The following is a 26,474-nucleotide window of genomic DNA, read 5'->3' on the forward strand; positions in this document are numbered from 1 at the left end:
GACGAGCAGTTATCTGCTCGTCCCAAGCTGCTTCCGAAACACTTCGGTGCAGCTATTTTTTCTCAATCCAAACGATAATCTGTCAGCGGCTTGCCTTGTTTATAATACAGCGCGGGTGACAGTATATTAAAGAAAATATGCACATCAGGAAGATCTGCTTGTTCCAAAATATCTTGCATGGATGATGCAATCCGATTATGAATCTCCTGATCACGCTGGAACATAAGGATCTCTACTGAAGCCGGAGAAGGCGTAAGAGCTTGTACATCATGACGTTCTGCCTTTACTCTCTCTCGCGGAATATTGGTAATCAAGGCCATCTGTTCCGTAATGCGGGGTACAACTTCCTCCAGTTGGGGTCCTGTGAATCCTTTAAAGCGAATAAACGGCATTGCTATCCCTTCAATCTATGTTATTAGTCTCTTATGTGATTTTAAGCACATTGTTTTCGGTTGTCAAATGAAAGCTCGTTGCTGCTCATCTGATTCACACAGGAAAGCCCCGCCGAAATTTCAGCGGAGCTTTGTTTAACCATCCTTTTCTTAACTAGATCCGACTCAGCACCAGAAAGATTTCGTGATGATAACGAGCAGGATGAAGAGTACCAGAATTGCGGCAGTAGAAGTACACATACCGTTTCCAATTCCTCCAACATTATTACAACCGTATCCAACTTCACTCATTTCATTTGGCCTCCTTTGAATTTCAAGGTATGCCATAACATATGCGCTATCCATCCAAATGACCGGGCGCTTTGGCAAGCTCGCCAGCCCATTTCATGGCCATTTCTTGCCGTTGTGCTATAAGGAAGGAGTTACTTGAAAATTCACCCGTCTTGGTTCCGCTCCATGAGGCGCACCCGTTACTTCCCCCTTGTTCAGAACGATTAATCGTGTCCTGGTATCGTTCTTGGCTTCCAGAACCAATCCTCCGTCAGGAGCGATACAATAAGCGATCGGGATTGAAATTGCACTGTCACGATACGAGCCGTCCGCGTGGCTGGTACCCATAACGATACATTGATTTTGTAATGAAATCTGTCGTGCCTTTTCGATCCATTCCGCATACTGCTCCTCACTGAACATCCCCACACCAATCGAATGCATAATGATATCCACTTTTCCTATATTTTCATTGCGAAAACCTTGCTGCACCAATTCGTCGCATAATAAAGTACTTATGATCCAATCCTGCTCCTGAACGACCTCAGCAGGTGTATACTTCGCCTTTTCCAGTATAGTCTCTCCTGCCTTATTAATAATGATTGAGCGATCCTTGGGACGTTCATCCAATCTGCGATGACCTGATACAATCATCGTTCCGTATGCAGCCGCCAGACGGCTCGCCTCGTCTACGTTCTGATTCAGATACCCTTCCGGGAAAAATAACAGATCTGCTTCCGGATGTTGGTTTAACTCCGTTTCCAATTGTAACAGTTGTTGCTCCAGCTTGGGTTGTCCAATAATAATCTTCAACGTTCATCCCCCATTCATTAATAAAAGCCGGTTCGTACCTGAATCAGGTACGAAACCGGCTTAAAGGTTGTACAGGCAGTTTTTCTGCCCCTTGCACTCGCTTCAAGAGTAACTGACTTCACGTATCGCTCAGTGAGACAATTACCTTTACAGTTCAGATCGTATGTAATTAGGCATTTCTGTGTTCAATTCTATCATAAAGCTCCTGCCCATCATAGCCACGATCTGTAGCTACATCCTTCGCAAAAAGTGCGCTATCCGCATTCCCGGACAACATCCCCCACGCCCCCAATACCCACGCAAATGGATATAGCAAAATAGTCAGAACCTTCTTCATATACTGAACCCCCTATTCCTTTTGTCGGAAATTAACGTATGATTATCCCATTAATACGTTAATTAGAGAAGAAGATTTCAAGTAAATATCACTCAAAGCTTCTCAGCAAAGCCATCGCTTCTTCATGATCAGGTTCCAAAGCCAGAACTTTCCGGGTGTACGCCAGCGTCTCTTCTTCCAATTCAAGTTCATAACAACACACGGCCAAGTCATAAAGTACAGCCGTATTCCGTTTCCTTGCATCCGTGTTCAACGAAAGCTCGAGAAACCGCTTGGCATCTTCATACATATACATCTCATACAATAATTGTCCTGCCAGAAAGGCCACGTCTCCTTGATGCTTCATTACATAGTAAGAAGACCACATGGTGTGGATTCCATGCTGAATATCAAGCATCTCTTCATCACTTGCTTCAGGGAGAAGATTAGAGATTCGGTTAGCACTATGAATCAAGAACTCTGCATCATATCCGCCGAGACGCCAAAACGGTAAAATCTGCTTTAGTTGCATCGTGCCAACCTGTTGATCCATCCACTCTTTTATACTGAAAAAGTCATCTGGTCCAAAGCGTTCAACAGATCGATGGTAAGCGAGCCGTGTATTCACATACGCCATCGGTTCGTCCACCATTAACATATATCCAACATTCAGATCCTTGTAGTGATGTGTTGTGAAACGAGTCTGCGCCCCTTGGCTTTCCAATATATATTGAATTCCATGATAATTAGCCGTCAAAGAAAAACTCCCATGAAGAACGAATTCAGGAGGCTCGGCAAACTTCCAGTTGTCCAATCGGTGATCTCCTTTATCCGCCGTAATTAACACATATCCAGACTCCGACAGCCTGTTTAATCGCTCAAGACAGGACAGACCGATCGCCGGGAACAGGATGTGCGAATCTTCCAGTTCTTCCTTGTACAATTCAATTAGTTCCTGATACGGGTAATCCTCTTCACTGTATTCAGGTGCGCGACGGTACTCATAACTCAGTGTCATGTTCTCCAGCAATTGAGCAGGTTCAGGGTATGTAGAGGGATCTGGCGATTGAAGGAGTATGTCACACTCATAGATCTCACCCTCACTGATGTAAATCAACTCCTGAGGAATACTGTCAAAAAAGTAATTCGCAATCAATAGCAAGGGCTGCTTCAGATCACCTGGCCGGATAACCGTGCCCGCTACCACCAGATTCAGTACCGTATCCTGTATGGCGTCAAAGCGTGCAAAATCCAGTATCCCTTGTTGAATAAAAGATTGCATGGAAGGATGCTCTTTCCACCCCATTACATTATTCTCTACCAGATCAGTCATTACATATCGAAAAGCAGGTAACTCCACCCCTGCAAAATCCTTTAACTCCATCAGTTTAATTAGGATCTGGTGCGCCAAACGTCCTACGCCCGCTCCAAGTTCGAGAATGGTCACCGTCTCAGTGGTCTGTCCCTTGCTCGCGAGGTCCTGAAGAAAACCAAAAATCATCTCGGCATACGCTGTGGCAATCATCGGATTACTCGTAATATATTGCGGTACCTGATTATCCATCCAGGCGCGTAACCCCTTCTGTTCATAATAGGCTCGCTGCCAATCCCACACAGGGGCTTCACTGAAGCGGTATCGCTGTCCTTCATTTTGCATCATGAATTGTAAACCTGCTTTCCATTCAAAATTTCATCGGCCTCTTGGACTTTCCGTTTCTCACCCTTACAGACCGTTCCCTTCATCTCTAACGCATTATATCACAAACGATGCCAGATCCATGAAAGTGCTATATGTACTCTCATCATTAGAAAAAAAACCTGCCTTTCCCAAGGCAGGATGGTAAACGATCCGTTAATAGGTTAATGTTTGATCTGTAACGAGGCTGAGAGCCAGGAGAATAGCTCTAAACGTCAGTCCGAATCACGGCTCCATCAAAGTTCTCAGGGCCTACACGGATCGCTCCCAGCAAGTTAGAGCTGATGAACGCCGTATATGTTAATTGAGGGGTCAATTTCCAAAATAAACATCTAGTTTGCCAGTCGGCGGAGTGGTTGCCATCCAAACTGCAGCCAAATTATCGGGTGCATACGTGGTAGCGGTGATATAATCACCAATTAATACTGTAGGCATCGGGGAATTACCGTTGGGATTAAACGAAGTGGTCGTAAGTCTGCGATTGGTAAAGGTAGCTCCTCCGTCAAATGATTCAGCAACATACACATCTAAAAGGAACCCGTTAATTTGATTAGAATAATAAATAACCCTTACAGTTCCCGTGAATGGCGAAACCGTAATGGAGGGGAAGAAATTTTGCGAACCAGCGGGTGCTCCGGTAATGCTAACGGGAACTGACCATAGAAGCCCATCCGATGATTTGCACAAGAATATGTCGGTGTAGCCATTCCGGGCATCATTCCAGGTTGCATAGACAGAACCACTATTGGCTCCATTCGATATGTCAGCACCCAAACTCAAATTGGTCTGAACTCGAAAAGCATAATTCGTAACAGGTAAAGGGGATGGCGCAGGTACTACTGAAGAGATGAAAGTGGACTGTCTCTGGACGGGAGGCTGGTAGGAAATCCCTCCATCATAGGATATGCGTAATAGTGCCGAAGGGCTGGCAGGGCCAGTGACAATATATCCTGCATAAACTTCGCCTGAAAAACCTACAGTTATTGATGAACGGTCATGTATCCCTCGCGGATCGGATATTCGGTCAGGTGTCTGCCAGCTTAACCCTTGATCAGTAGATCTTTGGACAAAAATAGAGGAAGCAATCGTTGCAAGTGGCGTGTAGCCGACATAAGCATTTCCCCTGTATGGACTCCCCGGAGAGCGATCCACTGCGATAAACGGCTCATCATTATGAACGATAGTACCATATCCCTTGTTCACAAACACGGGAGGCGTCCAGGTCACTCCATCATCCAGGGATGCATAACTGATAATTGTTCCGTCATTATCACCGTTAAATACATGAACTGTCACTATGAACGTACTAGGAAATGTGTAATCTATGGTTGGTGCTTCAGCTCCCGCGTATCCGGCAGGCTGCTGCAAAATGGTCGTTGTCCATGTCAGGCCAGTATCGACAGAACGATATAATCCAATGAGCGTAGGACCTGTACTTGTATCTACTGCAACCGCACACATGATATTCGGAAGCAACTCGTTGGCAGCAATCGAAGGTTCAAACTGATTTCCACCGAGTGCGCCTGTAATATTTACAACGGGCAAGCTACTCACCTCCATCAAAAATTAGGTGATATTCGTAAATCGGTCAATTAATGTCATTTCAGATTGCAACACCCGTTGAATAATCCCACCTGTAGAATCCACACCGTACACATGAATGATTGTACTCGTAGCGCTAAAGTAGTCCGATTGAACCTCGTAAAAAGCTGCATTGTTCAAGGCATAAATCAAGGTCCGGGATGCCTGGGGTATGACTTGAAATAAATCGTGCCCGATTGGAATTCTCGCGGTTTGAGTAGTATCCCACTTAAAAACTTCAATCTCGATATTCACAGGAATATTAAGTGAGTCATTTAAACAAGTCACAAGGACTTGTGTAGCCACATTTCCACTCGTTGGTGAATTGTATATCAATCCTGTAGAGTTTGGCAATTAAACCACCCCTCCTCTTTAAACCGCAGATCCACTACACTATTTGTACGCTTTTTCCGTTTAAAGTAGTACGAATTCTTTGTAGTAAAAGGGAATACAACAAAAATCCTTACTAGGAACAGCAAGGAATGATTATGCTCATCATTTTCGAACATGTACAGGCTTGTTTCGGGCTTAGTGAAATATAGTCTGTAACAATAGAAAAAAACCCTTGCTGCACAAGGGTTTTGAGAGAATGGGCCCTACAGGACTCGAACCTGTGACCAATCGGTTATGAGCCGACCGCTCTAACCAACTGAGCTAAGGGCCCTGAACAAAAATGTATAACGTTCAGATGATGGCTGTGAATCATCCTGTAGAACTAAATTGCGGGGGCAGGATTTGAACCTGCGGCCTTCGGGTTATGAGCCCGACGAGCTACCGGGCTGCTCCACCCCGCGTCAGTAAAAATATTAAAACAGCGACTTAATTAATATACACCATACCCCATCTATATGTCAAGGGGTAATGTCAGGGAATAAAACGAACACCATATCTTCCTTTGCGTGATCGATACACTTCCACTTCCGCCGGTTCATTATGACCATAAATCCACCCATCCTGCTCCATCCGCTTCGCAAGACATCCTGCCTGAAATTTGGTTGCATACAATTTGCTGAAATATACCCAGTGCATTCCATTCGTCCTTTCTTGGAGTCATCATTTATCCCTGCTTTTGTAGAATACCCCAATTCCATAAAAATAGCCGCCAAAGAAATAAATCTCCAGCGGCAACATCTGTAATTATTTTACAATTCCTTCAACGCTCATTGAAACGTGGCTTTAGGGTCCTTCTTCAATTTCTCCAGCATTTCGTTACCCTTTGCAGCCCACTCGCCAAGTGCTTCTTTTGGGGTCTTTTTATTCGCAAGTACTTGATTGAAGTACTCCATTCCCTTATCACTCACTTGGTACAGGCTCGGCATTTTCTGATACATTTTATCCATATTGGTATTGGTCGGAGGAACCGGCTTCAGTGTATAGAATGCCTGGATGTTGTAATCCAAACCATCCTTTGGTTTAATGAAGCTCTTCCGAGAAACCATCTCATAACTGCTGCGTGCTTTGATCTTGGCCCAGTCTTCACTGTTCATATACTTGATCAATTCCCATGCATCATCCGGGTTCTGGGCTGAACTACTAATGGCCATAAGGTTGCTCAGATAAATATTGCCACCGATTTCGGGAGCTTCCGGATGAACCGGAGGTGTGACAACATCCCATTCTACCTTCGTAAAGTCTTTCATTTTATCCGCATTTTTGTTGGCATCAATCAATTGATTAATGTAGCTGTAATCTCCAATCACCATAGCTGCTTTGCCACTCAGGAACAGATCACCCTGAAGCGGATTATAACGTCCGCCATCATCCTGATCCTGTGGCTCATCTCCTTTAGGGATGACCTTATCTATGGCAAGTTTGCTAATGGTACTCCATACTTTCTCCCATTGAGGAGAATCTACGGTCATTTTCTCTGCTTTGTCATCAAAAACTTTCAGCTGCAGAGAGTTATAATACTGTGACATCGTATAGTATGGAGAGCCACCTTGATAGGTACTGAAAGAGAAGCCAAACACATGGTCTTTACCTTCACCCTTGGTCAGACGGGTACCCAGGTTGAAAATATCGTCCCACGTCATATTATCCGTTGGAGGCTCTACGCCTGCTTTCTCAAACATGCTCTTGTTGTAGAACAATGCTGAAGAGGAGAACGTTGGTGTCAAAGCGTAGATGCTCTGATCTCCCAAATCCTTGATTCCTTCGAGAACACTTGGCACAATATCCGAAGTATCAAACTTGTCTTCCTGGATCAGTGGGTCCAGTTGTTTCACCATGTTTTCCTGAATTAACGACTTGATTGTCGACGTATCCGCCACGATGACGTCTACCGGGTTATCCCCTGTCATAATCTTCTTCAAACTTTCCATGGTATCCGGAACGTCCTTCTGCTCTTCCTGGTTACCATATCCATACATACTGCCCTGATCTACGGCAGGAACAACTTCAATCGTTATATTCGGATGTGTCAATTCAAAAGCATCGGTAAACTGCTGCCGGAAATAGCTGTCATCCTGGCCCCCCCACATCGTTGCTACACGCAATACACGCTGCTCGTTATCCTTGGACTCACTCGCTGTACAACCCGCAAGCAGCGGCAATGCCAGACTGGCTGTAGCCAGCACGGCTAGCACCCGTTTTCCCCAATACCTGTTCTTCATCTCCCAATTCCCCCTCTAAAATTATCTTGGCGGTGTAATGACAATACGTTCACCGTCAAATTCCAATGTGGCACGATTATCAATGGACAGCGCCTCCAGATACTCCTTTGGCACCTGAAGCCGGCCCGCCCGGTCAATGATGACAAAGGCTTCATGAATGTCCTGGGCACCCGCCTCCGACAAGTCATGTTCGTCATCCAGATTCGGATTGCGCTTCACGAACTCGGTGCTGGTCAAGCCGTCCCGGATCGCCACGATCCGGTCCACCTTGCCAGCCAGAGTTAGATCATGAGTAACAATCACAATCGTGACCCCGAGCTCCTTGTTCATTTTGCGAAAAATACCCATGATGGTATCACAAGTCTCCGAGTCCACCGAACCTGTCGGCTCATCTGCAAGCAGCAGCTTGGGACGATTCGATAACGAGATGGCAATCGCCACCCGCTGCTGCTCCCCACCGGACAACTGATGCAGCTTGTTGTGCATCCGATCCTTCAGTCCAACCCACTCCAGCAGCTGCATGGCATAGGCACGATCGCGCTTCCCTCCCAAGATCATGGGCGTTTCTACGTTTTCCAGTGCTGTGAGGTATGGCAGCAGGTTACGGCCGTTATTTTGCCAAATGAACCCTACGGTATGACGTTTGTACTCAACCAATTGGGTATCCGTCATTTTCAGCAAATCCCAATCTCCAACAACGGCTGTACCGGCTGTTGGACGATCCAGTCCACCCAAAATGTTGAGCAATGTGGATTTACCACTGCCACTATTACCGATGATGGCCATCATTTCACCTTGATTGACAGTCAGATTGAGACCTTGAAGGGCAACGACTTCCACATCGCTGGATTTAAAAATTTTGACAAGTCCTTCGCATTGGATCACGTTTACCTCTCCTCTCCCATTTTGACTGCCTGGTGAACACGCAGCCTGCGGATTTGCCACAGCAGCATCGTTGCGCCAATGACCAGCATGACCACGGTCACGCCGTACAGTTGCAGCATGTCTTTCTCTTCAAATACAATCCGAAACGGAGGTACCTGTGCAGACACATTATCCGTGGTTTGCAGGAAGGGCAGGAACAGACGGCTGGATACTTGACCAATACCTATACCCAGAATGATCGAAAGACCCGCCGTAAACACCTGCTCCAGCAGCAGCATGCCGCTCAATTGCGCCCGTGATAACCCCATTGCCCGCAATACACCAAACTGCACTACACGCCCGGATAGATTAAAGAACCAGTACAGAATGTATCCAATTAGAGAAATAATCACTGACACCAGGAATCCAAGACTCAGTATGCCGAACACGCCACCCCTTGACGGATGCTTGCCCTGGGATACCAGTTCTGTCCGCACATCGCGTACAGACGATAACTCAATGCCTTCTGCTGCAAGTTTCTCCATCAAAGGAGCGACTTTGGCATCCGGCTCCATCTTCAGCCAGACCTCATATGGGATCAGAGGCACCTGATCATAGATATAGTCCAGATTGGCAATGAAAAACGGCATTTGATCCGGGTACTGAGCAGGCCAGTAAGGAATAATGCCAAAGACCACAAATTCAATCGCCTGACCCTGTACACCAATGGAGACGAGGTCTCCGGTTTTGAGCTTGAATTTGTCTGCAAATTTGGAAGAGATCAATACGGCCCCTTCATATTTCCCAAGCAAGTCGAGGTACTTATAAGGATGTGCTGGGAACAGATCGTTGCGGAACCACGCCACTTGGGCAAAGTCCACATTGTCGATCCCCACCAGCATTCCCTGCCCACCTGATTTGCCAGAGACAATAATATTGCCTTTCGTCTGCAGCACTCTTGCTGCATGTTCGACACCATTCAGGCTGCGGAACACTTCAAAAGGTGGCTCGGAATAGATCATCTTGGTGGGTTGAGAAGAACCACCGCCACCGCCATTCCCTCCGCCTGTACTGCCGCCTCCAGAGCCACCACTACCATTACCTCCACCTTGCTGCCCACCACCTGAGCCACCGCTTTGTCCGGAACCAGTCGGCTTAACCTCAGGTGTACCTTCCCATACCGTCTGCATAATAACATCCGTACCATATCGGTATAACGTGCGCTCGGTCGAGTTCAGATCAATGGTTCGAGCCGCTGCCGAGTTATACACACCAAGTCCGAGTGTCAAAACAAGCAGGATCATCAAAGGATAATAAGAAGATGATGACCGCGAAAGCTGTGTCAGCGTCAGGTACAGCGGAACCGGAAGAAACTTGCGCCCGATCAGCTGAATGAGCTTCAGAATCCACGGGAACAACCGCAGGAAGAAAAGCCCCAGCGCAAAGATGGCGAGTGCAGGTACAAAGAACAGAAACGGCTGTACCTGAAGCTGATCTGTCGTCATTCCGGTCTGGAAGGTCAACATTTGCCGTTCATAGAACAGATAATATCCATATCCTGCCAGGGCAAGCAACGCAATATCCAGGAACCAGCGCTGCCATACCGGCGCACGATCCGTGCGGGCCTGCCGACGTTTGGCTGATACAATGGTCGCCCGCGCATAGGTTATTGCCGGAATGAGCGAGGCTATGATGGCCACCAATACGGCGATCAGGCCAAGCAGGATCGCTTCTTTCGATATCCCGATCGGAATGGATTTCCGATCAACGAACGCCAGGAATCCGCTGGCTGAACCGATACTTTTGGCCATAAACCATCCAAGAAAAGGTCCTATAACGAGCGCAATCGCTCCCAAAAATATGCCTTCAAGCAGATAGAGAGAGAAGATCTGCCGGGCAGAAGCTCCGCGACTGCGCAGGACTGCGATGTCACTTTCCTGCTTCTGCAGCGACTGTCTGGCATTCATGGCGATAAAATAAAAGACCATCGCAATCATCGGTGCTGCCAGCGTGAACAGCATGGTCTGCAATTGCAGACTCTGACTGCGGAATTGCTTCAGCAGATCTCCGAAGGTAATATCCACTTTTGTATCCTTCAACCGCTGATACAGATCGATATCGAGCCTTTCCAGCATAGAGGTCAGCCCCGGGAGCTGGCTCGTTTGAATTTCTTTCAGATCAAATGCATAATACCAACGGGAATTCTGAAGCGGAATCCCTTTTTCCTTCAGCAAAACATCATTAAATACCGATTCATCCACATAAAGCCCATTCATCATGCCGTCAAATCCCTGCACCCAGTATGGGCTGCTTGGATCATCCGCTTTAAATGAACCTGTAATCTTCACACGCAACGTAATATCAAGACCGCTGTATACCGGATATTCCAGAACATCTCCGATATGCAGATCGTTGCGATACATTCCCTCTTCCAGCATGACCGCTTCAATGATATCGTCCTTGACCTGGTTGCCCGGCTTCACACCCGAAGAATAATTAACCTGTGCATCCAGGCCTGTCATCGTGCCGAGACTCATACTGCGGACCCGGCTGGCATCCACTTTGGTTGGATCTTCCGGGTTCACCTCCGTACTGCGGATGGAACGGGTGTTCACATACGTATGAAAAGGAAAACCAATATCGCGCGGCACATCCTCACGAATATATCGATCCACTTCTTCCAAACCACGTGTGTCTGTCTTCACACCACCAGGTGCCTGGTAACTCATCAGCAACGAGCCGGCTGGCAGTCCCTCACTGTTATCCTGCAGCGTCTGGGCCACGACCCGCTTCAGCGCACCATCGGCATACATCGGAATACTGACGGTGAACGCTACCGCCACAATCAGTCCGATCAGTGTGCTGAACGTCATCCAGCGAGTGTTCCACATTTTGCGGAACAACAGTCGAAGCAATGGCAGCCCCATTAGCGGCCCACTACTTTCTGTCCGACAGTCAGACCTTTCAGAATCTCCACGTCCGTAGACGTCTGCTGCCCGACTTCCACGTCCACTTCACGTTTGCTTCCATCACTTTCCACCACTTGCACGTACGTTCTTGAACCGATGGAGCGCAGAGCAGATACCGGAATTACAATCGCGTTCTCTGTACGCTGGGTGACAATCGACACCGTCAGCGGTGTGCCGCGTTCAACACCCTTGGGCATCTTCGCCAGCGAGACGATAACATATTTATCGAGGCTTTCTTTCGCTGGAGGTGTTCCACCTTCCCCCGTACCTTCGCCGCTGCCGTTGCCACTTCCCGATGCTTGAACTACAGGCATAACTTTAACTTTACCAGCTACTTTGCCTGCACCATTAATGTCCACATCCGCCTTCATGCCTGCTGAGAACTTCTCCAGATCTTCCTTGGCAAATGTAGCCGCCACAACCAGATTGGAAGTATCCGCTATGGTCGCAATTGGGTCATAGGCTTTAACAGCTGCGCCTTTCTCCACCTGCACGGCAATGATCGTTCCCCCGAACGGAGCGGTCAATGTGGCTTTACCCAATTTTTCCTCCAGATCGGCAAGTTCCTGACGAAGCTCTTCAAAGGCAATCGTGGACTCTTCGAACTCCACCGGGTCCATCTCATCCCGTTTACGAAGCGTTTCCTTCATTTGAACTTCCGATTTGCGAATCTGCAGGTTTTTGGCCCGGATTTCCTTCTCCACACTCTCTACATCAAGAACAGCGAGAAGTTGACCTTTTTTCACTTTATCTCCCGGTTTAACATTCAACTCTTTGATATGCATGCCATCCAGCGTAAAATATACCTTTTCTTCCCGCTGGCTCATCATCTTGCCGCTTCCGCTTACTTTCTTCTCCAACGTCTCTGTCCGAACTTCATATTCCGGCTTCTTGGAGATCGTTGGCGGTGTAATTGGCGGAAGTACTTCTTCCTCTGTTTCTGCCGGCAGCAAAGAACAGCCGGACATCGTTGCAGCCACTATCGCACTAAGCACAATAAGCGCTGCGCGTTTCCCCCTCTTCGGAGCGGCCCCCTTACTTAATAAATCTGCCGTCCGCCATTTCATAAACATGGTCTGCAACCTCCAAAATCGTAGGATCGTGTGTAGTCATACAGATGGTCACTTGTTCAACTTCAATAATATTGCGAAATACCGCCATCACCTGTGCTCCCATTTTGGAATCGAGTTCCGCTGTCGGCTCATCTGCGAGCAATAATCTCGGTCTGTGGGCTATTGCCTTGGCGATGGCCACCCGCTGCTGCTCTCCCCCGGACATCTCGAATGGACGGTGCTTGACCCGTTTGGTGAGTCCAACCAGATCCAGACAATGACCTACCCGGTCCTTCCATTCCGAACGCGGCACGTCTGCCATCCGCAAGGACAGCTCTACATTTTCCCAAGCTGACAACAAGGGCATCAGCGCATACGCCTGAAAAATAAAACCGATTTCCTTACGCCGCAAAGCGGTCCGCCGCCGGTCTCCCCAATCCTGAAGAGGCTGGCCGGAGAACAGAATATCTCCACTTGATGGTTGATCCAGCCCACCCAGCATATTGAGCAGCGTTGTTTTCCCTGAGCCTGATCGCCCTTTCAACATCACCAGCTGCTGCGGATTCACTTCCATATCAATGCCTTTGAGTACATGAATAATGCGGCTTCCTGTTTGAAAACTGCGATGAACATTGCGAACCTCCAGCACAGGTCCGTCATATGGAGGCAATAGCTCCTTTTGCGAGGAGTTGGGCTTCGCCTCCGGTTCAGCAGCTGCAACGGCGATCTCATCCAGGCTGGTTTCACTGGTTATGTCGTGCGAGTCAATGGATGGGTGCTGCGTTTCACTTATGTATGTCGTGGCATCCTGCCCGACTGAATCTTGCTGCTCCGTTTGCCCGACTGCACTGTCCTCGCCTGACTGGCTCTTGGCAGGTCTGATTTTGGAAAATAATTTCTTCATGCCAGCAATCACGCTCATCCTTTCTTCATTTCCCTTTCACTTCATCAAGGCACTAAAAATAGAAATCTATTCCATACTACACTGCATTATAAACGACGGATCACAACTAAAAGTTACAAGCTTTTTACAACGTTCCAGTGAAAAAGTTAATATTTTGATGAACAAACGAAAAAAGCACCCCAACGAACGGGATGCCTCTTGCCTATTCCATGAATTTGCCACTATGACGGCAATCGTTACAATTTTGATACCGTTCACAAGCAAACTGTTCAATCCGCTGTGAATGATATTATTTACCAAATGAAGAAGGATCTTCACGCCAGGATTTGAGCAGTTCAAAATCACTCTCCTGAATGGTCCCCTCAGCCAAAGCCACATCCATCAAAGCGGTGTAATTGGACAGAGTTTGCAGCGGAATTCCTGCTTCTTCAAAAGCTTTAATCCCTTTGTCCAGCTGATAGCTAAAAATCGCCAGCACCGCCAGCGGAGTCGCCCCGGCTACGCGTACTGCTTCTGCGGCTTTGATTGAACTGCCTCCAGTCGAGATCAGGTCTTCAATGACAACAACCTTCTGCCCTTCAGTGATCAGACCTTCAATCAGGTTCTCTTTGCCATGTCCCTTGGCTTTATCACGAATGTAAGCCATGGGCAGATTCAGCTTCTGAGCCACCCATGCAGCATGCGGGATACCTGCGGTTGCTGTACCTGCGATGACTTCTGCGTCGGGATATTGATCACGAATAATCGCAGCAAAGGCTTCAGCGATGTCGTTGCGAATCTCGGGATAAGACATCGTTAAGCGGTTATCGCAGTAGATTGGTGATTTGATGCCGGATGTCCAGGTAAATGGCTGCTGCGGACGCAGCGCCACCGCTTTAATTTTCAACAATTGGGAAGCAATATGGTTAGGAATCTCAGTAAGTTCGATCATGCGTTCAACATCTCCTTCAAAATGGTTTCTGCCGCTTCACGCGGATGGGGAGCGCCCGTAATTGGTCTGCCTACAACAATGTAATGGCTTCCTCTGGCAATGGCTTCACCCGGTGTCAGGACACGAGTCTGGTCTCCGAGGCCACTACCTGCAGGACGAATGCCTGGTGTGACTGTGTGAAAGTCACTGCCACAGGCTGCCCGGATCGCAGGTACTTCCAACGGAGAAGCAACGACACCATCGAGACCTGCCTCACGAGCCAGTCCTGCATAACGGACTACTGCTGCCTCAACGCTTCCCTGGATGCCGATCTCGGCATTCATCGTTTCCTGACTGGTACTGGTCAGCTGGGTAACCGCAATAATCTCAGGTCTGCGAAGAGAAGGATCAGCAGCCAGAGCCGCCTCAGCACCTTCACGGGCAGCACGCATCATGCTTGTACCTCCAGCTGCATGCACATTAAACATATCGACACCCAACCGGGTTATGCTTTCAGCCCCTCCACGTACCGTGTTTGGAATATCATGCATCTTCACATCAAGGAATACCGAGTATCCCTTTGACTTCAGCTCTCGAATGAAGTTCGGGCCAGCCGCATAGAACAGCTGCATGCCCACCTTCAGATAACAGGGAATACCTTCGAGGGCCTGTACCAACGCCTGCGCCTGCTCCGCACCGGGATAATCGAGTGCCACCATCAGACGGCCAGCCATTTCGTTGAAATTCGGGTGATTCATCATTCAGCGCTCCTTCCACAAACTTAATCGTTCCGTTTTTGCCCGATATAAAGGACATCCCGCCAGCCCGAAGGCTGACTGATGTCCTTGATCAGTGACAAATCGTCTTATTTATTTTACAAGGGCCGGCATAGCCTCAGAGGAGAAATTGATCGTTTGCAGCATGATCAACAGGGCACGGATCGTATCCAGTGAAGTCATACATACAATGCCATTCTCTACTGCCTCACGACGAATACGGAATCCGTCACGCTGCGGGGTTTTACCTTTGGTGAGTGTATTGAACACAAAGTTTGCTTCGCCGCTGCGAATCATATCGAGAATGTTCGGCGAACCTTCACTTAATTTGTTCACCGTCGTCACCGGAATGTTCGCTGCTTCAAGCGCAGTCGCCGTGCCTCCGGTAGCCATGATTTTGTATCCCAGTCTGTAGAAACCTGCAAGCAGGGGAACCGCTTCTTCTTTGTCTTTATCTGCTACCGTTACCACGATTGCTCCAGTGGCTGGAATCTTCATGCCTGCACCGATGAGACCTTTGAACAACGCTTTGGCGTAGTTCGGGTCACGCCCCATAACCTCACCTGTGGATTTCATCTCAGGTCCAAGCGTTGGTTCCACACGACGCAGCTTCGCGAAGGAGAAGACTGGAACTTTTACAGACACATGATCCGACTCGGGCCACAAACCATCGACATAACCGAGGTCTTTCAGCTTCACGCCCAGAATGGCTTGTGTTGCCAGGTTAGCCATCGGAATGTTGGTTACTTTGCTCAGGAAAGGTACGGTACGGGATGAACGCGGGTTCACCTCGATGATGTACACTTGGCCATCATGGATAACAAACTGGATGTTAACCAAACCGATCGTCTTCAGTTCTTTTGCAATCTTGATTGTAATCTCTACAATTTTCTCTTTCAGATCCTGGGACAGGTGCTGTGGCGGATACACCGCGATGGAGTCACCGGAGTGAACCCCTGCGCGCTCGATATGCTCCATAATACCCGGGATCAATACCGTTTCACCATCACAGATCGCGTCAACCTCAACCTCTTTACCCATCATGTAGCGGTCGATCAGGACCGGATGCTCCGGATTGATTTTAACGGCCTGCTCCATATATGTCAGTAATTCAGCATCGGAGTAAACAATCTCCATTGCACGACCGCCGAGTACATAAGAAGGACGAACCAGTACCGGGTAGCCCAGACTTTGAGCCGTTTCAACCGCATCATCTACCGAGATGACTGTTTTACCTTTTGGTTGTGCAATTTCCAGACGGGAGAGCAAACGCTCGAACTTCTTGCGATCCTCCGCTTCATCAATGTTTGCCAGATCGGTTCCGAGTATCGTTACACCAGCGGCACGCAGAGGTGCTGCCAGGTTGATTGCCGTTTGGCCACCAAACTGTACGATAACACCTACAGGCTGTTCCTGTTCGATAACGTTCATGACATCTTCGAAGAACAGGGGTTCAAAGTACAGGCGATCGGATGTATTAAAGTCCGTAGACACCGTCTCCGGGTTGTTATTAATGATTACCGCTTCATAGCCTGCTTTTTGCAGAGCCCATACGGCGTGTACTGTCGAGTAGTCAAACTCAATCCCTTGACCGATCCGGATTGGACCCGAACCTAGTACAACGACTTTTTTCTTGTCAGAAGGGATGACTTCATTCTCCGTTTCGTACGTCGAGTAATAGTATGGCGTTGTTGCTTCAAATTCAGCTGCACACGTATCTACCATTTTGTAAACTGGGCGAAGGTTCTCTTCTTCACGACGTGCTCTGACTTCAGCTTCTTTCGTCAACGTACCTCCTGGTTGACCTTGAGCACGCAGCTCAGCGATGGCACGGTCAGTGAATCCAAGGCGTTTGGCTTGATATAGTGTCTCGGAGGACAGTTCCGATTCCTCACGAATGCGATCTTCGAATGCGATCAGACCTTCGAGCTTATCCAGGAACCACCAGTCAATTTTCGTCAGATCTTGAAGCTGTTGCAAGGTATACCCTCTGCGGAAGGCTTCAGCGATCAGGAAGATACGCTCATCATCGGCTTTGACCAGACGCTCGTTCAGCGTTGCTTCATCAAGTGTTTCGGCATCTTTCAGATACAGACGGTGTACACCGATTTCCAGGGAACGCACGGCTTTGTGAATCGACTCTTCGAATGTCCGGCCAATCGCCATAACTTCGCCTGTTGCTTTCATCTGTGTACCCAGTTTGCGGTTCGCCGAAATAAACTTGTCGAACGGCCAGCGTGGGATTTTGCTCACGATATAATCCAGTGTTGGCTCAAAGCATGCATACGTTTGGCCCGTTACCGGATTCACGATTTCGTCCAGTGTATAACCCATGGCAATTTTGGCAGCCATCTTGGCAATCGGATATCCCGTTGCTTTAGAAGCTAGTGCCGAAGAACGGCTTACCCGTGGGTTCACTTCGATAACATAGTATTGGAAGCTGTGCGGATCAAGCGCAAACTGTACGTTACATCCACCTTCGATGTTGAGGGCGCGGATAATTTTCAGGGAAGCCGACCGCAGCATTTGATATTCACGGTCAGACAGTGTCTGGCTTGGTGCTACAACGATACTGTCTCCTGTATGAACACCTACCGGGTCAAAGTTTTCCATGTTGCAGACCACGATGCAGTTATCGTTTTTATCCCGCATAACCTCATACTCGACTTCTTTCATGCCTGCAATGCTTTTCTCGACCAGACATTGGCCGATCGGGCTATAACGAATGCCCGCTACAACTGTCTCACGCAGTTCTTCTTCGTTGGCACAGATCCCGCCGCCTGTTCCGCCAAGCGTATAGGCTGGACGGACGATGATTGGATAACCGATCTCATTTGCAAACTCAAGAGATTCTTCAAGTGTTGTCACGATAACACTCTCAGGTACAGGCTGTTCCAGTTCACGCATCAGATCACGGAACAAGTCACGATCTTCCGCTTTTTCAATGGAGGTGAGCTGTGTTCCAAGCAATTTGACATTCTCACGTTCAAGGACGCCTGCACGTGCCAGTTCCACGGCCATGTTCAGACCCGTTTGGCCGCCAAGGGTTGGAAGCAAACCGTCTGGACGTTCCTGACGAATAATTTGCGTTACAAAATCCAGTGTAATGGGCTCAATGTATACTTTGTCAGCCATGTTCGTATCCGTCATAATTGTAGCCGGGTTGCTGTTGATGAGTACAACTTCCACGCCTTCTTCTTTCAGTGCCTGGCATGCTTGTGTACCGGCATAGTCGAACTCGGCCGCTTGACCGATGACGATTGGACCTGAACCAATCACCAGGATTTTTTTGAGATCTTTGTTAATCGGCATGTTATTGTGCTCCTTTCACTGCGGCTGCCAATACGGCTTGACGCGCCTGTTGCGGGTGAGTGATCTTGTGCTCCCGAATCATCTCGATGAAGCGATCAAACAGATAGCTGTTATCATATGGTCCTGGCGCTGCTTCCGGGTGATACTGTACGGAAAACGCCGGGAAAGTTTTATGTTTCAGACCTTCGATGGTCTTATCGTTATTGTTGATATGTGTCACTTCAAGCTCCGTATTTTTCACGGATTCTTCGTTTACGGTGTAACCGTGGTTCTGGGATGTGATGAAGCAACGTCCGCTCTCCAGTTCTTTAACCGGGTGGTTTCCGCCGCGGTGTCCAAATTTGAGTTTCTCTGTATCGGCACCTGCCGCAAGTGCGAACAGTTGGTGCCCCAGGCAGATTCCGAAGATCGGATATTCGCCGAGCAGTTCACTGATCATTTTAACGGCGTGAGGTACGTCTTTCGGATCCCCAGGGCCGTTGGACAGCTGGATGCCATCCGGGTTCATGCGACGAATTTCGTCCGCTGTTACATCATGTGGAACTACGACAACGTCACAGCCCCGTTTGCTGAGTTCACGCAAAATCCCTGTTTTTGCACCGTAGTCAACCAATACAATGCGTTCAGCCGTTCCCGGGCTGTTGTAAACATGTTGAGTAGAAGTCATAGGAACCTGGTTACGCAGCTCAGCGATGCTGGTGTCTCCCATCATCTCCAGCAACTCTTCCACAGGTTTCGATCCTGTTGTGAGAATTCCTTTCATTGTGCCGTGGTGACGAATCCGGCGAGTCAGCATGCGTGTATCAATCTCGCTGATGCCTACGATACCGTACTCCTTAAGCAAATTGTCTACGCTGTATTCCGCACGCCAGTTACTTGGTGTCGGCTCATGACGGCGTACCACAAAACCGTGTACGAATGGACGGATCGACTCGAAGTCGTCACGCGTAATACCGTAGTTACCAATCAGTGGATACGTCATGGTTACGATTTGACCGCAATAAGAAGGATCCGAAAGCACCTCTTGATAGCCTGTAATTCCCGTATTAAAAACGACCTCACCTGTTGTTTCACCTTCAGCACCGAACGCTTTCCCGGTGAACAGTGTGCCGTCTTCCAACAATAATCTTGCCTGTGCCTGCATCCCATTTCACTCCTCTGTGTTTATCAACGTTGAATACTTTGAGTTGAACATGGGGGACGTTACGTTTGGTGCGGCTCCGTGGGCAGAAAACCCTTTGATCGCTGTTATCCCCGGATTACTTTGATCCCATTTTTCAAATGGTGTAATCCGGTGATAAAGGCGAACGCTTTGCTTCTTCGGGTTCTTTCTGCCCACTCCGCAGTTACGTTGGTGTCCATGTTCAAAAGCATTATTCAACTTTTCTTTGTTTCGTATATTGAACTCTCGGCATGATCTGCCTCGAGTTAGTTGAAAAGTGTTACTGGTGTAAAAATTAAATTTTAGAGTTATTAAATGCTGCTTGTTGTTTTTAATAAGTTAAAGATGTTGTAGAAGTTTAATGATTTAATGAGTTGCTATGGTACCTGTTTATTGCTGTACCGTGTTGTTCCACACGCTTTTGCCGTCCACCCATGTTTGTACCGGCCAGCCTTTCAGCTTCCAGCCTGTGAATGGCGTGTTTCTTCCTTTGGTAGCAAAAGCTGCCGGGTCAACCGCTTGTTCCTGGTTCAAGTCAATCATGGTAATGTCTGCAGGTGCTCCTTCTTCCAGCTTGCCAGTATCCAGTCGGAATACTCGTGCCGGATCAGCTGTCATTCGTTTGACGAGAAAATCCAGACTCCAAAGCCCTTTTTCCACAAACTTCGTGTATAGCAGCGGGAAAGCAGTTTCGAATCCGACGATGCCGAATGGTGCCAGCTCCATACCTTTTGCTTTCTCTTCTTCGCTATGCGGCGCGTGATCGGTAACGATCATGTCCAGCGTTCCATCCAGCAAACCTTCGATACAAGCCTGCACATCACGTGGCGAACGAAGAGGCGGGTTCATCTTCCAGTTGGCATCCATGCCCGGGATATCTTCATCCGACAATACCAAGTGGTGCGGACATACCTCAGCAGTTACTTTAATGCCGATGGATTTTGCCAGGCGAATCAGGCGAACCGATTGCTCCGTACTTACGTGGCAAACGTGGTAGTGTACTCCAGTTGCCTCTGCGAGCAGGATATCACGTCCTACGTGGATAGCCTCGGATTCATTTGGAATACCTTTGATACCGTGACGCTTCGAAAACTCGCCTTCCGTCACATATCCGCCGACTACCAATGAATCATCTTCACAGTGAGCGATAACTGGCATATCCATGCTTGCTGCGAGGCTCATGGCATCTTTCATCATCTGAGCGTTTTGTACGCCCACGCCATCATCCGTGAATCCAATTGCGCCTGCTTCTTTCAATGCGGCGAAATCCGTAAGTTCACGTCCAAGCTCGTTCTTCGTAATCGCTGCATAAGGCAGCACTTTAACCAGATCGGCTTCTTTGGCTTTATCCGAAACCAGCTTCACAACATCCGCGTTGTCTGTTACCGGTCTTGTGTTCGGCATGCAGGCGATCGTTGTAAAACCGCCTTGTGCTGCCGAACGGGCACCTGTCTCGATCGTCTCTTTATGCTCGAATCCAGGTTCACGCAGATGCACGTGCATATCAATCAACCCAGGAATAACCAGTTTGCCTGAAGCGTCGGTTACGCTATGCGCTGATTGCTCTGCTTCCAGTACCGCTTCGTCTTCCACTCCAGCGATCTTTTGAATTTTTCCTTCATCTATAATGATCGTTTTCCGTTCAAGCTCCCCTTGTTGATTCAAGACGTTCGCGTTCTTTATAATCTGTAGCATAATTGCCCTCCGCTTCGGTTCTGTCCGACTTGCCAGGCAAGCCGGATGATTTTCTTTATCGTGTACTCTCTCATTGCTCTATAAGAACTTCCACCCCGTCAGCCTATGACCCACAGCCAGACCCTGTTACCGTTTCATCGCGCGTTCCATGACCGCCATTCGGATGGGAACACCGTTTGCCATCTGCGGGAAGATCCGCGATGCTGCGCTCTCCACTACCGCGTCATCTACCTCGACATTGCGATTCACAGGAGCAGGGTGCATGATAATTGTGCTTGGTTTCAGGCGTGACGCCCGTTCTTCCGTCAATCCGTAGTGTTCGCGATAATCCTCAGCCGAAGTAATCAGGCCGTGTTTATGACGTTCCAGTTGAACTCGGAGCATCATGACTACATCCGCATCGAGTGCTTCTTCCAGCCCAACATAAGGTGCGTGTTCTGCAAGCTCCGGTGCTTGCATCGTTTGTGGTGCGCAGAAGCGCACATCCGCACCAAACTTTTGCAGAGCCCACAGATTGGAGCGGGCTACCCGGCTGTGCAGAATGTCTCCGATGATCGACACACGCAAGCCTTTCAGCTCACCGAATGCCTTCCGCATCGTGTAGAGATCCAGCAGCGCCTGAGTAGGGTGTTCGTTATTCCCGTCTCCGGCGTTCACCAGTGGAACATTCACTTTCTGAGCCAGCTGCTGCAGAACACCCGACGGTTTCAACCGGATTACCCCTGCATCAATGCCCATGGACTCCAGTGTGCGTACCGTATCATAGATGGATTCACCCTTCTCCACGCTGGATGCAGCTGCCGTGAAGTTCAGTACTTGTGCACCCAGACGTTTTTCCGCCATTTCAAATGAGAAGCGAGTACGCGTGCTATTCTCAAAGAACATGTTGGCTACGAAGTGGGATTCCAGTACAGGAACCAGTTTCTCCTTCTGCGCTTCCCAGTGTGCTGCTCTGTTCAGAATGGATTCGATCTCATCGCGACTAAGTTCCTTAAGGCCAAGCAAGCTCCGGTCCTTCAATGCTGGTTGTGTAATCATCATGCTTGTTCCCCCCGGTTCTGAATGATTTTGACCTCGTCCTGTCCGTCCGTTTCTATGAGTGCAACCTCGATCTCCTCTGATTTGGAAGTCGGCACATTCTTGCCGATAAAATCAGGTCGGATCGGAAGTTCCCGGTGTCCGCGGTCTGCGAGAACCGCCAGCTGAATGTTCTGTGGTCTTCCACAGTCCATCAGTGCATCCATCGCTGCGCGAATCGTCCGTCCGGTATAGAGCACATCATCGAACAAAATCACTTTTTTGTCATGAATCGAAAGTGATTCAGGTGTCATCGTCAACAGTTCCTTGCGATTCGCTTTGTTCTCATCCAAGCGATCATCGCGATAAGGGGTCACATCGAGCTCTCCCCAAGGGATTGGCGTACCTTCGATTTCTTCAATCTTGGCGGCGATTCGTTCTGCGAGGTATACACCCCGTGTTCGAATACCGATCAGTACACAGCCCTCAATGCCTTTGTTTTTTTCCAAAATCTCATGGGCAATCCGTGTTAATGCGCGGCGGATCGCGGTTTCATCCATAATGACATGTGTCTCTGTGCTCATGCGTTCAGCCTCCTCAGGATTTCCCTTTCAGATCATGGCCCCGTGACGAGGAGAACAAAAAAGACTCCTTGCCGTGTTTATTGGCAAGGAGTCTCCGAACTTCAGACCGCTCTGAAGAAAGTATACTCTCGGGATGCATCGCTTCATTTGCCGCAGCAAAAAAACGATGTATCGTTCACGTTACCTTGCCAGTCTCACGGGACTGATTTAAAGGTGCTATTCATGTCGTTCATATTGAAGGACCTCACAGGGTTCTATACTCAATATGTCCGTTTGTCTTCATGAATTATGACAGAAAGACAACCCTCTGTCAACACCTCAACATCACAGGCGAAATTCCTCTACTGTATTCCCTTAGAATCAGCAGTTCGGCTGAAAAACATCCAAACACATCACATTTCATTCGTTATTCATAATTATACAATGTTTCTGCATATTTATCCATAGGCAATTGCGGAAAACCTTACGGCCAAAATAATCCTCTGACTGTATTAAACATTGAGACAGGGCCCTGCCCTCTTGGAATATGCAGTGTATCCTGTCATGAATGCCTTCAGTTTTGATGGCAGTTTAATATGTCGATACCTTCTAATTTAAAGTTCAACGTCCAGAAACACGGAATACATGAAGACTCTGCATTAGTACCCAGTAAAATGGGTAAAGTTTATAAACATGAAACCATTCATTTGATGCTGCCATAAAGCCGATATACATAAGGATTTACAAATATGCGACATAGAAATAAGATAGGACCTACATTTATTTACATTTAGGAGGAAGTCATGCGTCACATTTGGCAAGTTTACAAAACAGATTGGTTACATATTTTGAAGGTTCCCACAGGTATATTTCTAATTGTGGCTATTATTTTACTGCCCGGGGTGTATGACTGGGTCAACGTGAAATCCGTTTGGGACCCATACAGCAACACCCAGGGGATCAAAATTGCGGTGACAACCGAGGACAAGGGTGCAACTGTTGCAGGAACCGACGTTAATATTGGAGACGAACTGGTATCCAGCCTGAAACAGAACGAAAAGCTGGGATGGACTTTTGTGGACCAGGCTGAGGCTGGTCGGGGTGTGCAAACAGGAGAGTATTATGCAAGCCTGCTCATTCCCGGGGACTTTTCATCCAAAATAACAGGCATCGTTGACGGGAAGCTGGAGCGGCCAGAAGTAATCTATACCGTTAACGAGAAGGTTAATGCCATTGCTCCAAAAATTACAGGCTCCGGTGTATCTGCGATAACAACACAAATCAATGAAAATTTCACCGAAGCGGTCAGTGAGGCTGTTCTAACCAAGTTAAAGGAAGCCGGGGTTGAAATCAATGCCCAGCTTCCAACTCTGCGCAAAATGGAGAATGGCATTTTCACGCTGGAGAAAAATCTTCCGGCGATACAAGCCGCAGGACAAAAGGTATTAGAAGTGGAAAAGGCCATGCCTGGTATTGTAAAAGATGCACAAAAGATCGTCGAGATCGAAAAAAAACTGCCCGAAATCAATGAAGCCGCACAGTATGTGCTCAAGGTGCAGGAGTACTGGCCACAGATTAATGACGCAGCTTCCGAAGTGCTTGCTATTCAGGGACGGATTCCCGATATTCAAAAAGCCGTTAAACGTATTCGGGAAGTGGATGCAAACTTTGGTCAGGTATCAGGCGTCATCCAAATGGCCCTGGATAAAACCGACAAGGCTCTGTCAATCGTAACGGCCGCAGAGCAAGATCTGGACAACGTATCCCAAATCGCGGGCAACGGGATTGAACTAGCCGAGGGCTTAAATCAGTTTGTGGATTCAAGTGAAGAAGCGTTTCAGGCTATCGGCCCGGCGATCCGGCAAAACCTGCTGCTGGTGCAGCAAATCGCAAACGCTGCGGCAGACGTATTTGGGCAATTGCAAAATTCGGACCTTAGTAAACTGCCGACAGCAGAGGATCTGGACCGCATCGCTGCCCGCCTGGAGATTGCCGTGAAACTCGTTGATAGTATGGCGGAACTACTCAGCAAAATCGACAATTGGCTCCCAAGCCATCCACTGAGCGATAAAATTACACAACTGAACACCATTTCAGATAAATTACAGCTGCAAATCCGCCTGGCGGGAATCATCAGTGATGCAATGCGTCGCAATACAACACCGCCGGCAGACGTCATCGCACAGTTAAATACTCTCTCCAAGGACATTAGCAGCGGTATTGGCAATATCCTGAACACCTACGAGAGCGAAATCTCCCCAGCACTTGCAGCTGGTGCGGATAAGCTGAGATCTATTCTCTCTACTTCAGCAGATACACTCCAGGGAGCAAGGGATCGAATTCCGGATATTGCGGACATTCTTGCATCAGCCAAAGAAGGGATTACGTTTGGGCAGACCGAGTTGACGAAGATCCAGAGCGAGCTGCCGCAAATCCAATCTAAGATCCACGAAATATCAGAGACACTCGCGAACAAAAGTGAAGGCTTTATCCAAGCTTTAAACGCAGTGTCTTCATTAATCCGCAACGATCTGCCCAAGCTGGGGACCAAACTGAACGAAGCGGCTGATTTTGTTCGTAATGATCTGCCTAATGCCGAGAAACAGATAGGCAAAGCATCCAACTTTGTGCAGAACCAGCTGCCGGAGGTCGAAAAAGGAGTCCATCGTGTGGCCGCGCTTGTACGTGATGACCTGCCCGCATTGGAGAGTGCCATCAGTAAGGCTGCGGACAAACTCAGGGAGGTTGAAAGCAATAACCAGTTTGCCGAACTTGCCAAGCTTTTGCGCGGCGACATCGAAGAAGAGAGTGCTTTCCTGGCGAGTCCCGTGCAAATCAAGGAACAGCAGCTTTACCCGATTCCGAATTATGGATCGGCAATGTCACCATTTTATGGCGTGTTATCTTTGTGGGTCGGTTCAACGCTGTTGATCTCCCTGCTTCGCGCCGAAGCTGAGAACCCCGAAGGCAAATTCCGGGGATACGAGTTGTATCTCGGACGTCTTGCTACTTTTCTGACCATTGGATTGCTGCAAGCGGTATGTGTAACCCTGGGGGACATCTTAATCCTCGGAACCTATGTCGCAGATAAACTGTGGTTTGTCCTGTTTGCCATGCTGGTGAGTGCCGTATTTGTCACTATAACGTACACCCTGCTATCCGTTTTTGGGAATATCGGAAAAGGGATCGCGATCATCTTCATGGTGTTCCAGTTCTCCAGCTCCGGTGGTACGTTTCCGATCAGCATGACATCACCTTTTTTCCAGGCATTGAATCCGTTCATGCCCTTCACGTATGCGATCAGTCTGCTGCGTGAGTCGGTCGGCGGCATCTTGTGGGCTACTGCCCTCAAGGATATTTTGTGGTTATGCATGTTCATCGCGCTGAGTCTCATCGTTGCTCTCGCTTTGAAACGTCCACTAAGCCGTCTCACCCAACGTTCAGCCGAGAATGCCAAGAAGACCAAAATTATTGCTTAACCCGTTCAAGCGATCCTCTGCATCATGAACGAAGGAATCACGCTAAACAAGACAAGGCCATCGGACTGTAGATCCAATGGCCTTGTCTTGT

Annotated in this window: 21 protein-coding genes and 2 tRNA genes; 1 reads left to right on the forward strand and 22 read right to left on the reverse strand. The window is 48.3% G+C overall.

What is annotated here, in order from left to right:
- Positions 1–62 precede the first annotated feature (62 nt).
- From JNUCC31_RS04465 to pyrR, 22 genes are all read right to left on the reverse strand, one after another.
- Positions 63–392, reverse strand: coding sequence for a DUF1904 family protein (locus tag JNUCC31_RS04465; RefSeq protein WP_192268885.1), 330 nt, complete (start codon positions 390–392; stop codon positions 63–65).
- Between the two features lie 165 nt (positions 393–557).
- A complete protein-coding gene (locus JNUCC31_RS04470) occupies positions 558–683 on the reverse strand; it encodes a sporulation protein YjcZ (RefSeq protein ID WP_192268887.1) in 126 nt (41 codons plus the stop codon).
- Positions 684–800: 117 nt separating this feature from the next.
- The gene (locus tag JNUCC31_RS04475) at positions 801–1,475 is read right to left on the reverse strand and encodes a carbon-nitrogen hydrolase family protein (RefSeq protein WP_192268889.1); all 675 of its coding nucleotides are present in this window, start codon (positions 1,473–1,475) and stop codon (positions 801–803) included.
- 169 nt (positions 1,476–1,644) lie between these two features.
- Positions 1,645–1,812 carry a hypothetical protein gene (locus JNUCC31_RS04480; protein ID WP_192268891.1) on the reverse strand — a complete coding sequence of 56 codons (168 nt, stop codon included), beginning with the start codon at positions 1,810–1,812 and terminating at the stop codon, positions 1,645–1,647.
- Positions 1,813–1,900: 88 nt separating this feature from the next.
- On the reverse strand, positions 1,901–3,451 hold the full coding sequence (locus JNUCC31_RS04485; RefSeq protein ID WP_192268893.1) for a tetratricopeptide repeat protein: 1,551 nt from the start codon (positions 3,449–3,451) through the stop codon (positions 1,901–1,903).
- Between the two features lie 348 nt (positions 3,452–3,799).
- Positions 3,800–5,032, reverse strand: a complete 1,233-nt coding sequence (locus tag JNUCC31_RS04490; RefSeq protein WP_192268895.1) for a sialidase family protein — start codon at positions 5,030–5,032, stop codon at positions 3,800–3,802.
- 21 nt (positions 5,033–5,053) lie between these two features.
- On the reverse strand, positions 5,054–5,422 hold the full coding sequence (locus tag JNUCC31_RS04495) for a hypothetical protein (RefSeq protein ID WP_192268897.1): 369 nt from the start codon (positions 5,420–5,422) through the stop codon (positions 5,054–5,056).
- A gap of 236 nt (positions 5,423–5,658) precedes the next feature.
- Positions 5,659–5,732: transfer RNA gene (locus tag JNUCC31_RS04500), tRNA-Ile, on the reverse strand.
- A gap of 56 nt (positions 5,733–5,788) precedes the next feature.
- Positions 5,789–5,862, reverse strand: a tRNA-Met gene (locus JNUCC31_RS04505).
- A gap of 70 nt (positions 5,863–5,932) precedes the next feature.
- Positions 5,933–6,097 (reverse strand): hypothetical protein, encoded by a 165-nt coding sequence (locus JNUCC31_RS04510; RefSeq protein ID WP_017687342.1) that lies wholly within the window; start codon positions 6,095–6,097, stop codon positions 5,933–5,935.
- A gap of 131 nt (positions 6,098–6,228) precedes the next feature.
- Positions 6,229–7,680: an ABC transporter substrate-binding protein gene (locus tag JNUCC31_RS04515; RefSeq protein ID WP_192268899.1), complete on the reverse strand. Its 1,452-nt coding sequence runs from the start codon at positions 7,678–7,680 to the stop codon at positions 6,229–6,231.
- Between the two features lie 21 nt (positions 7,681–7,701).
- On the reverse strand, positions 7,702–8,565 hold the full coding sequence (locus tag JNUCC31_RS04520) for an ABC transporter ATP-binding protein (protein ID WP_192268901.1): 864 nt from the start codon (positions 8,563–8,565) through the stop codon (positions 7,702–7,704).
- A 2-nt stretch (positions 8,566–8,567) separates the two neighbouring features.
- Entirely contained in the window at positions 8,568–11,471 is a 2,904-nt protein-coding gene (locus JNUCC31_RS04525) for an ABC transporter permease (protein WP_192268903.1), read from the reverse strand.
- Positions 11,471–12,586, reverse strand: a complete 1,116-nt coding sequence (locus JNUCC31_RS04530; protein ID WP_192268905.1) for an efflux RND transporter periplasmic adaptor subunit — start codon at positions 12,584–12,586, stop codon at positions 11,471–11,473. The genes JNUCC31_RS04525 and JNUCC31_RS04530 overlap by 1 nt, the downstream gene beginning before the upstream one ends.
- Positions 12,549–13,487, reverse strand: coding sequence for an ABC transporter ATP-binding protein (locus tag JNUCC31_RS04535; RefSeq protein ID WP_323374362.1), 939 nt, complete (start codon positions 13,485–13,487; stop codon positions 12,549–12,551). Before JNUCC31_RS04535 ends, JNUCC31_RS04530 begins: the two co-directional genes overlap by 38 nt.
- A 271-nt stretch (positions 13,488–13,758) precedes the next feature.
- Entirely contained in the window at positions 13,759–14,400 is a 642-nt protein-coding gene (gene pyrE, locus JNUCC31_RS04540; RefSeq protein WP_062326374.1) for an orotate phosphoribosyltransferase, read from the reverse strand.
- Complete coding sequence (gene pyrF / locus JNUCC31_RS04545; RefSeq protein WP_323374388.1) at positions 14,397–15,137, reverse strand: orotidine-5'-phosphate decarboxylase; 741 nt, start codon at positions 15,135–15,137, stop codon at positions 14,397–14,399. Before pyrF ends, pyrE begins: the two co-directional genes overlap by 4 nt.
- A gap of 111 nt (positions 15,138–15,248) precedes the next feature.
- A complete protein-coding gene (gene carB / locus JNUCC31_RS04550) occupies positions 15,249–18,467 on the reverse strand; it encodes a carbamoyl-phosphate synthase large subunit (RefSeq protein ID WP_192268907.1) in 3,219 nt (1,072 codons plus the stop codon).
- Position 18,468: 1 nt separating this feature from the next.
- Positions 18,469–19,611: a glutamine-hydrolyzing carbamoyl-phosphate synthase small subunit gene (gene carA, locus JNUCC31_RS04555; protein WP_062326377.1), complete on the reverse strand. Its 1,143-nt coding sequence runs from the start codon at positions 19,609–19,611 to the stop codon at positions 18,469–18,471.
- Positions 19,612–20,019: 408 nt separating this feature from the next.
- A complete protein-coding gene (gene pyrC, locus JNUCC31_RS04560; RefSeq protein ID WP_192268910.1) occupies positions 20,020–21,324 on the reverse strand; it encodes a dihydroorotase in 1,305 nt (434 codons plus the stop codon).
- 126 nt (positions 21,325–21,450) lie between these two features.
- A complete protein-coding gene (locus tag JNUCC31_RS04565; protein WP_192272736.1) occupies positions 21,451–22,362 on the reverse strand; it encodes an aspartate carbamoyltransferase catalytic subunit in 912 nt (303 codons plus the stop codon).
- Positions 22,362–22,925 (reverse strand): bifunctional pyr operon transcriptional regulator/uracil phosphoribosyltransferase PyrR, encoded by a 564-nt coding sequence (gene pyrR / locus JNUCC31_RS04570; protein WP_192268912.1) that lies wholly within the window; start codon positions 22,923–22,925, stop codon positions 22,362–22,364. The genes JNUCC31_RS04565 and pyrR overlap by 1 nt, the downstream gene beginning before the upstream one ends.
- 782 nt (positions 22,926–23,707) lie before the next feature.
- Between pyrR and JNUCC31_RS04575 the strand changes: the two genes are divergently transcribed.
- Entirely contained in the window at positions 23,708–26,383 is a 2,676-nt protein-coding gene (locus JNUCC31_RS04575; RefSeq protein ID WP_192268914.1) for a YhgE/Pip domain-containing protein, read from the forward strand.
- The last annotated feature ends 91 nt before the right edge of the window (positions 26,384–26,474 follow it).

The sequence above is a fragment of the Paenibacillus sp. JNUCC-31 genome, assembly GCF_014844075.1.
Lineage (GTDB): Bacteria > Bacillota > Bacilli > Paenibacillales > Paenibacillaceae > Paenibacillus.

Bases quoted from the DNA above. Each gene is read 5' to 3' on its own strand.
- JNUCC31_RS04465 (WP_192268885.1), bottom strand. From the start codon at position 392: ATGCCGTTTATTCGCTTTAAAGGATTCACAGGACCCCAACTGGAGGAA.
- JNUCC31_RS04470 (WP_192268887.1), bottom strand. From the start codon at position 683: ATGAGTGAAGTTGGATACGGTTGTAATAATGTTGGAGGAATTGGAAAC.
- JNUCC31_RS04480 (WP_192268891.1), bottom strand. From the start codon at position 1,812: ATGAAGAAGGTTCTGACTATTTTGCTATATCCATTTGCGTGGGTATTG.
- JNUCC31_RS04485 (WP_192268893.1), bottom strand. From the start codon at position 3,451: ATGATGCAAAATGAAGGACAGCGATACCGCTTCAGTGAAGCCCCTGTG.
- JNUCC31_RS04510 (WP_017687342.1), bottom strand. From the start codon at position 6,097: ATGCACTGGGTATATTTCAGCAAATTGTATGCAACCAAATTTCAGGCA.
- JNUCC31_RS04515 (WP_192268899.1), bottom strand. From the start codon at position 7,680: ATGAAGAACAGGTATTGGGGAAAACGGGTGCTAGCCGTGCTGGCTACA.
- JNUCC31_RS04525 (WP_192268903.1), bottom strand. From the start codon at position 11,471: ATGGGGCTGCCATTGCTTCGACTGTTGTTCCGCAAAATGTGGAACACT.
- JNUCC31_RS04530 (WP_192268905.1), bottom strand. From the start codon at position 12,586: ATGTTTATGAAATGGCGGACGGCAGATTTATTAAGTAAGGGGGCCGCT.
- JNUCC31_RS04535 (WP_323374362.1), bottom strand. From the start codon at position 13,487: ATGAGCGTGATTGCTGGCATGAAGAAATTATTTTCCAAAATCAGACCT.
- pyrE (WP_062326374.1), bottom strand. From the start codon at position 14,400: ATGATCGAACTTACTGAGATTCCTAACCATATTGCTTCCCAATTGTTG.
- pyrF (WP_323374388.1), bottom strand. From the start codon at position 15,137: ATGAATCACCCGAATTTCAACGAAATGGCTGGCCGTCTGATGGTGGCA.
- carB (WP_192268907.1), bottom strand. From the start codon at position 18,467: ATGCCGATTAACAAAGATCTCAAAAAAATCCTGGTGATTGGTTCAGGT.
- carA (WP_062326377.1), bottom strand. From the start codon at position 19,611: ATGCAGGCACAGGCAAGATTATTGTTGGAAGACGGCACACTGTTCACC.
- pyrC (WP_192268910.1), bottom strand. From the start codon at position 21,324: ATGCTACAGATTATAAAGAACGCGAACGTCTTGAATCAACAAGGGGAG.
- JNUCC31_RS04565 (WP_192272736.1), bottom strand. From the start codon at position 22,362: ATGATTACACAACCAGCATTGAAGGACCGGAGCTTGCTTGGCCTTAAG.
- pyrR (WP_192268912.1), bottom strand. From the start codon at position 22,925: ATGAGCACAGAGACACATGTCATTATGGATGAAACCGCGATCCGCCGC.
- JNUCC31_RS04575 (WP_192268914.1), top strand. From the start codon at position 23,708: ATGCGTCACATTTGGCAAGTTTACAAAACAGATTGGTTACATATTTTG.